The following is a 7,634-nucleotide window of genomic DNA, read 5'->3' on the forward strand; positions in this document are numbered from 1 at the left end:
ATTAGCCTCTGCGCCATGCGTGGTATTTTTCAAGCATGTTAAGTACTTTTTCAGGTGCGTGAGCGCGTTTCCACTCGCCTGCAGCGTACTTGTTACCTTCAGCCCAAGTAGGGTAGCTGTGAATTGTGCCTAGTATTTTGTTAAGGCCTAAACCGTGTTTCATTGCCAGTACAAATTCAGCTATTAAATCGCCAGCGTGCTCAGATACCACAGTAACACCGAGTATTTTGTCTTTGCCTTTTGGTGTAATTACTTTAATAAAGCCTTTGGTGGCGCTGTCGGTAATGGCGCGGTCTAGCTCTTCAAATTCAAAGCGAGTGATTTCATAGTCAATGCCTTTATCAATAGCGTCTTGCTCGTTTAAGCCAACACGTGCTACTTCTGGGTCAATAAATGTAGTCCACGGGATTACACGGTAATCTACTTTAAACTTTTTAAGATTACCAAATAAGCCATTTACTGCTGCGTACCAACCCTGATGAGCGGCTACGTGCGTAAACTGATACGGGCCAACAATATCGCCAGCGGCAAAAATGTTAGGGTAAAGCGTTTCAAGGTATTCGTTAGTGACTACAGTACGGTTAGTTTCTATACCAAGTCCTTCAAGGCCGTAACCTTTAAGGCGAGCGCTTCGGCCCACAGCACATAGTAGCTCATCGTATTCAATATCGATTTCGGTATCGTTATGTTTTACCACAATGAATTTTTTACCGTCGCGCGCTTCACAGCGTAGTGCCTGATGCGATGTTAAAATGTTTACGCCGCTCTCAATAAGCGCTTCGTGAGCAAAGGTAGACACTTCTAGGTCTTCTTTGATCATAATACGCTCTGCCATTTCAATTTGCGTAACATTTGAGCCTAAGCGTGCAAAACTTTGTGCAAGTTCACACCCAATTGGGCCGCCGCCAAGTACAACAAGCTTTTTAGGGGCTTCTTCAAGTTCAGCAAATTTAGTCCATAAAGTATCGCTTGTTACATAGCCTGTTTCTTCAATACCAGGAAGTGGCGGTACAAATGGGCGTGCGCCTGTGGCAATAACAATAGTACGGGCGGTTAATGTTTGCGTGCCACCGTCGTTAAGCTTAATTTCTACAGTCCACGGGTCTAATAATTTACCGTAGCCTTTAACTACATCTACGCCTAGGTTAGTGTAACGCTCAACGCTGTCGTGCGGGGCGATGTCGGCAATTACTTGGTGTACACGTGCCATTACTTTTTTAAACGAAAACTGTGGTGCCATGTTTTCTAGGCCGTAGTGTTCACCGTGGCGAATTTGCTCGGCAATTTTAGCGCTTTTAATAACAGCTTTACTTGGCACACACCCGTAGTTTAAACAGTCGCCACCCATTTCGCCGGCTTCAATTAGGGTTACTTTGGCTTTAACTGCTGCTGCAATGTAGCTTGTTACTAAGCCTCCAGCACCTGCGCCAATAACAATTATGTTACGGTCAAACTTTTTAGGTTTAGTGTAATTTTTGTATACGCGACGTTTTTTAAACACGTTTAAGATTCCTTTAGCAATAAAAGGGAACACACCCAATAAAGCGAACGATAAAATAAGATCGAGCGATAAAATGCCTGATAAGCTCTCAATTTGCGCAAGTTGCGTACCTGCGTTTACAAATACAAATGTACCCGCCAGCATGCCTACTTGGCTTACCCAGTAAAAGGTCCATGCTTTAATGGCGGTAACACCCATCAATAAGTTAATTAAAAAGAACGGAAATACTGGCACTAGCCTAAGCGTAAATAAGTAAAAGCCACCTTCTTTTTCAACGCCTGCGTCAATAGCGTCTAAGCGCTCAGGAAAACGTTGTTTAATTGTATCGCGCAATAAGTAACGCGATACTAAAAAGGCAAGCGTAGCACCTACCGTAGAGGCAAAAGAGGCAACCAATAAGCCTTCAACTAAGCCAAATAACGCACCTGCGGCTAGTGTTAATATAGCCGCCCCCGGTAATGAGAGAGCCGTTACCACTACGTATAATAAAAAGAAGCCACCAAAAACCAATAATGGCGATTGCTCTTTATATTGGCTAAATTGATCCATCGAGCCTTTTAAGCCTTCAAGCGTAAGTAACTGGTGTAAATTAAAGTGAAAGAACAAGCCTATAGCCGCTGCTGCAATCAATACCAAAAATAGTTTTTTAATCATGTTCTCTCAACCGCTCTTAAAAATTATGGGTTAGTGTTAATTTTGCGTTTATTGGCAGTTCTGGAAATGCCAATGTTGCACCAAAGTAACCACCTTCAAATACAGGGCGCCAGTTTTTTTGATTAGTGACATTGTTTACATCTAATCGCAACTTAGTCCTAGGCGTAAAAGCATAGCTAGTATTAACGTTTAGCGTGTATTGATCACGAATTTTAACTGTTGCTAAAAAGTCTAATGGGTAACTCTTTGTATATAGACCTGAAAAACCCATTTGCCATTTCGAATTAATTGAATAATTTCCGTTAAAACTGAACGATTGCTCAGGAATGCCCTGAACTTGGCGGTTTGAAGGTGCAAACGCGGTAAAACTTGGTGCGCCAACGCCGGTACCTGCAATAATATCTGGGCGTGAATTGTCAAATGCATCGATTACTTGAGCAGAATCTTGACTGCTTGCAGAATTGTCGTAACGAGCGTCTATGTAGCTGTAACCCGCACTTAGCCAATAAGGGTAGGCATCGTAAAATACTTGGCTTTCAAAACCTGTAGTACGAATACCTGTATTGCTGCCGTCGCGATTACGTAAACTACGGCGCTGGCTAAATACCGCGCCATCAGCGTACCAGTCGCTATTGGTAGGGGCGTACTTTAAGCCAAACTCGACTAAGGTGTTTTCGGTTGCAAAATTTTGTGCGCTAATTGTATTATCGCTGCCAAGCGATGTACCGCCCGCCATACTGTTTGATGTGGCTTCGTTATAACTTGCTGCACCATAAGTGGTGTAATCACTATTTAATTTGTAATTAAAGCTAACTTGGCCAGAATGCAGGGTTTCGTTAATGCTGTCGCTTGCGGCAACTTGCCCTTGTGGTGCAATAGGGTCGTTTGCTTCTACATCGTAAAAGTCAATGCGGTAACCCACACTGGTATGAAGTTTATCGCCCCAATCAGAGTCTTGCTGAATAGCAAGCCCAGTTTGCCATGAGCGTGAATCGGTGGTGTCTGATAGGTTAAAGTCGCCGCTGCCATCGTTATCTAAATCGTATTGACCACCAGGCGATACAAATACACCTGGGCTTAGCTCTACTAAACGTGCTTTTTGTGCATCGGTTAAGGGAATGCGACGGTTTGAAAGTGGGCCAGTTAAATCAATTGGTAAATCGGCTTCGGTAGTAAATTGGCTGTAGCCAAGTACTTTGTTGTAGCGTACGTCAAAAGCAAAAATTGTTTGTTGGTCACTATTCCAACGGTAGGTAAGCTCAGTGCGGTTTTGCGCTGTATCGGCGCCGTCTATAATTTCTACGAAGCTGTTTTGGGCTATTTCTTCACGCTGTAAATGCTGAAAATACGTAATGTTTTTAAGTGAGGCATTAGCACTTAGCTCGCGCTTATAAATACTGTGAATTAAATAAGTTGTAGCTTCGTTTTGGTTATCAGGGTCGGTAAGTACGGTGCTACGATCTATTTTTACTTGCCCAGTAGGCGAAACAATTGAACCCGCTGCAGGTACGGTACTGCCATTGGCTTGCACGCCTTGGCCGGTAATATAAAGGCCATCATCAATTAAGGCTTGAGTAGGGCGGTTAATACCGGCGTTGTCGGTAAATTCAACTTGGTATAACTCAAAGTTAATATCCCAACTGCTTTTATCATCTGGCAAAATTCTAACTGCTGCAAATAAGCTGTCGCTTTTAGTGCCTGAGTAATCGTAGTAGCTGCCTTCATCGAGGTGCTCGTAACTTACTCTTAGGCCCACTTTATCTTTTATAATGGGGGCAGTGTAATCTACCTGGGCACTGTATTGATCCCATCGCCCCGCTGAGAGCTTAATTTTACCTTTACTTTCATCTGTAGAGGCAGTCTTTGAGTGTAAATTTACAAAACCACCGTTACGTTGGCTTGAGCCAAATAAAACCGGCGGTGCGCCTTTTACTACATCTATTTGTTCTATAGAGTTGAACGATAACGGCACGCCAAAGCCATTATTACCCGCTTGACGACGTGTACCATCTTGAAAAAGCTCACCTAGCTGGCCACGAATAGTAGGTAAGCTGGGTGCACCAAAGCCACTTGCAGAGTATGTGTTTGGGCTTACTGCTAGTACGTCTTGTAGGGTAGTAATATTTAGTTGCTCTATTAACTCGCTTGAAATAGGCGTGACTGAGCGTGCTATGTCTTGCAGTGCAAGGTTGTCGCCGAAGGGGCCGTTAATAGTGGCATGTTTTACAGAAAGCCCTTGAGATTTAATCGTTTGGCCTGCTACTTCAATACGTTCAATTGAGTCGGTATTAGCTGCAGATTGTGCCGCATGAGCATAAAAATTAGGTGTGAGTGAAGCGGCTATAAAAAGTGCCAAATATGAATGTTTCAAAAGGGTTCTCATTTTGGTTAGTGTGAATGTGGCAATAAAGACCTGCAGCTTTGTGAATAACTTTCAGTAAATATTAATTCTTTTTGTTTTTTAGAATGAAACGTTAAAAGTTTAGCACATTGCTCAAAAGCGTTATTCAGTTTTAGGCACTATGTTTTTGTTTTACAAATACTGTAGTTAGTTATTGCCATGATAAGGTCGTAATTTATAAATAGCGGTTTTATACGCAAACAAACGCAAAGCAGGGCACAGAATTTATTAAAAAATTATACATTAAGATGAAATAAAATATGTGTTGAGCGGTCTTGCTAGTTTCAACATTAAATTATTTAGTTTTAAGGAAATTTTATGACTGGTACAACAGGTACTGACTTTCAAAATCGTTTGCAGTGGTCGCTTTTTTCGCTACGCCTAGGCGTATTTATTGTAATGATTATGTGGACGTTTGATAAGTTTGTTAACCCTGGGCATAGCGCACGAATTTTTGAGCATTTTTATGGTATTAGCGGCTCTACAGATGTGGTTGCTTATGTACTGGGGGCGTTACAGCTTATTTTAGTGTTGGCTTTTTTAGTGGGTATTAAAAAGCGCCTTACTTATGGCGTTATATTTGTAATGCACGGCCTTTCTACGCTTTCATCTTATAATCAGTATATTGATGGCTTTAATAACTTATTGTTTTTTACAGCGTGGCCAATGTGGGCAGCGTGTGTTGCACTGTATGTGTTACGCGAGCAAGACGTTAAATTTACCATTAAGTAGCGCTGCAAAAAAATGGTTATAAGCCATACGGCTTATAACCAATAAGTACACAAGGGAGTGTATGGAAGTCGGTTTAATTAATAACTAATGCATGGCATCGTTATACTGTTTAGCTAGGCTTTCTTTTTGTCCTTCGGTTAGGGCTTTACCCGCTAATTGAAATACTTCATGTTCTTCTTCACTTAAATGATGATGCACTAAATGGTGCAATTTTTTAGCTGCAACTAACCAAGCAGATGAGCTCATTTCGGTGTCTTCAAGTTGTTCTATTAATTCGTCAATTTCATGGTGTTCAGCAACACTGTGGCGTGCTTTTTCGTGCGTTAAATCGTCAAACATGAGTGGGTTATAAAAATAACGCTCTTCAAATTTTGCGTGATCTTCTAATTCGGTTTTTAGTTCGTCCATTAGCTTGTGGCGCTGCTGCGTATCGCCGTGCGTTTGAATAAGGGCATCTACTAACTCGCGTTGTTTATCGTGGTCGTGACGTAGCGCTTCAAAAATATTCATAACTCTTTCCTTGCTGTAATTGCTTTATAAACTTTTAAAAGCAAGCGCAGTGCCAAATTTTAATGTGTTGATATAATTGACTTTAATGTACTTTTGGCTGGTTTGGATGGAGTTGCTCTGTAACTTTTACACATAAACAGCTGCAATTTTTTCAGATTAAAAGAGGTGATTGCTTTTGACGCTACATAAGCTTACATATTTTTACTGGTTGGGTATTTTATTGAGATGGTAAAGTAGCGCATTATTTGGGTACAAGCTGTACATACTTGCCTTACCTATATTTTTATAAAACTTTAGATATTAGGATAGTTTAAGGATGAACTTAAAAAGCCCCACTACAGCATTATTACTGTGCGCGTTATTAAGTGCATGTAGTACAGCCGAGCATTCTGAACGACGTGTATGCATACAAGAGGCAGAAATGACTGAGCTAAATGGCGCTAAAACAAGCTCAGAGGTTTACAATGAATGTGTAAGCGCTCAAATAAAAAAGGATGCTAAAGGCGACACTTTTTTTGATGAAGTTGGTGTGTTTTTTATTGATCTACTTGTTTTAATAGCCGACTAAGTAAGCAAACTTACAGCTATAATTTAAAGCACAAGGGTGCGTAAAATAGGATTGAATATGAAAGCGTTTTTAATTGTATTTTCATTGTGTATATTTTTAACTGGCTGTGCGGCAAAGCCTTATGCGGGCTCTGCACAATGTATGGAGCAAGCTGATATAGCTTATGAAACCAATATACATAAAATGAGCCGCTAAATAATGAATGCAAAGCTACAAAAGTAAATACGCCTAATAAAGAGTTTGAGAATCATAGTATTGTTGATAGAAGTCTTTTACAGCTAATTGTTAGTTTTTTAAACGGTATATTTAGATAATTAAAATACAATTAAACAAGGTATGTATGCATGAAGAACTAAAAGCAAAAATTATAGCTGTGTGCGATAAAAAAATAGCAGCCAAAGGCGAAAACGTAGGCCTTTCTTTTTACGCTTTTTTTGCAAATAAAAATACGGATCCTGAGCTGTTGATGCAAGCCGCTACGTGGTGGATACACACCCATAAGTTAGATCACTTTGAAAAAGCGATAAAAATAAAACAAATGATTATTGAAGGCGACTAATAACGTATATTTACGCGATTGCTATTTGGTTTCTACCATTTTCTTTTGCTTTATAGAGTTGTTGGTCTGCACGTTTAATTAGCTCGCTAAGTGAGTCGCTTTTAGCATGACTTATTGCCACACCAGCACTAAAGGTGACGTGTGTTTTACTTGGCAATGCCTCAATATGACTGCAGTACTGCGCTAACTTATTTTCAAGATTTTCAAAAAAGTTGTTTATTTTATCGCGACTTTGCGTTTTTAAAACGAATAGCCACTCTTCGCCGCCATAGCGGCCAAACTTATCGTTAGTACTTAGTGTGTCTTTTGCTGCTTGAGCAAATTTTATAAGTACTAAATCTCCTATATCGTGGCCAAATTTGTCGTTAATAGCTTTAAAGTAATCTAAATCGACAATGGCTATTGCTAGGCTCTGCTGGGATAAACACTCATTTGCTTTTTGCAAAATGCCACGCCGATTTAAGCTGTTAGTTAGGTAGTCGGTTAATGCTATAGCATGGTATTTTTTACGTTGGCGCATTTGGCGGTAAAATAAAAATAACGACACGATGACCAAAATAAAGGCAATTGAGGCACTTAAGCGGTAGTGTTTAGAAATCTGTGTCATTTCAGTATTATTAAGAAAACAGGAGTGACACATGACTCAATCTTTCGACTTCAACAAAGCATTAGCTGAACTGCAAGCTGGTAAAGGTCTTACTGGCGCAGA

At 40.4% G+C, this 7,634-nt stretch carries 8 protein-coding genes; 4 read left to right on the forward strand and 4 right to left on the reverse strand.

Features of this window, described 5'->3' with window-relative positions:
• Position 1 precedes the first annotated feature (1 nt).
• Both PSH48_RS08085 and PSH48_RS08090 read right to left on the reverse strand, forming a co-directional pair.
• Complete coding sequence (locus PSH48_RS08085; RefSeq protein WP_273611328.1) at positions 2–2,155, reverse strand: FAD-dependent oxidoreductase; 2,154 nt, start codon at positions 2,153–2,155, stop codon at positions 2–4.
• Positions 2,156–2,171: 16 nt separating this feature from the next.
• Positions 2,172–4,526 carry a TonB-dependent receptor gene (locus PSH48_RS08090; protein WP_273611329.1) on the reverse strand — a complete coding sequence of 785 codons (2,355 nt, stop codon included), beginning with the start codon at positions 4,524–4,526 and terminating at the stop codon, positions 2,172–2,174.
• 348 nt (positions 4,527–4,874) lie between these two features.
• Here PSH48_RS08090 and PSH48_RS08095 point away from each other — a divergent pair, with 348 nt between their 5' ends.
• Positions 4,875–5,288 carry a hypothetical protein gene (locus PSH48_RS08095; RefSeq protein WP_273611330.1) on the forward strand — a complete coding sequence of 138 codons (414 nt, stop codon included), beginning with the start codon at positions 4,875–4,877 and terminating at the stop codon, positions 5,286–5,288.
• A gap of 84 nt (positions 5,289–5,372) precedes the next feature.
• Here the strand turns inward: PSH48_RS08095 and PSH48_RS08100 are convergent, their stop codons facing one another.
• Complete coding sequence (locus PSH48_RS08100) at positions 5,373–5,798, reverse strand: hemerythrin domain-containing protein (RefSeq protein ID WP_004589589.1); 426 nt, start codon at positions 5,796–5,798, stop codon at positions 5,373–5,375.
• A gap of 316 nt (positions 5,799–6,114) precedes the next feature.
• Between PSH48_RS08100 and PSH48_RS08105 the strand changes: the two genes are divergently transcribed.
• The 3 genes from PSH48_RS08105 (at position 6,115) to PSH48_RS08115 (ending at position 6,925) form a co-directional block, all read left to right on the forward strand.
• Positions 6,115–6,366, forward strand: a complete 252-nt coding sequence (locus PSH48_RS08105) for a hypothetical protein (RefSeq protein WP_004589590.1) — start codon at positions 6,115–6,117, stop codon at positions 6,364–6,366.
• A 57-nt stretch (positions 6,367–6,423) separates the two neighbouring features.
• Complete coding sequence (locus PSH48_RS08110; protein WP_273611331.1) at positions 6,424–6,561, forward strand: hypothetical protein; 138 nt, start codon at positions 6,424–6,426, stop codon at positions 6,559–6,561.
• Positions 6,562–6,706: 145 nt separating this feature from the next.
• The gene (locus tag PSH48_RS08115; protein WP_273611332.1) at positions 6,707–6,925 is read left to right on the forward strand and encodes a DUF6500 family protein; all 219 of its coding nucleotides are present in this window, start codon (positions 6,707–6,709) and stop codon (positions 6,923–6,925) included.
• Between the two features lie 10 nt (positions 6,926–6,935).
• On the opposite strand, the gene PSH48_RS08120 is transcribed toward PSH48_RS08115, so the two are convergent.
• Entirely contained in the window at positions 6,936–7,532 is a 597-nt protein-coding gene (locus PSH48_RS08120; RefSeq protein WP_273611333.1) for a GGDEF domain-containing protein, read from the reverse strand.
• Positions 7,533–7,634: the final 102 nt, after the last annotated feature.

Source organism: Pseudoalteromonas sp. Angola-4 (genome assembly GCF_028599265.1).
GTDB lineage: Bacteria > Pseudomonadota > Gammaproteobacteria > Enterobacterales > Alteromonadaceae > Pseudoalteromonas > Pseudoalteromonas atlantica.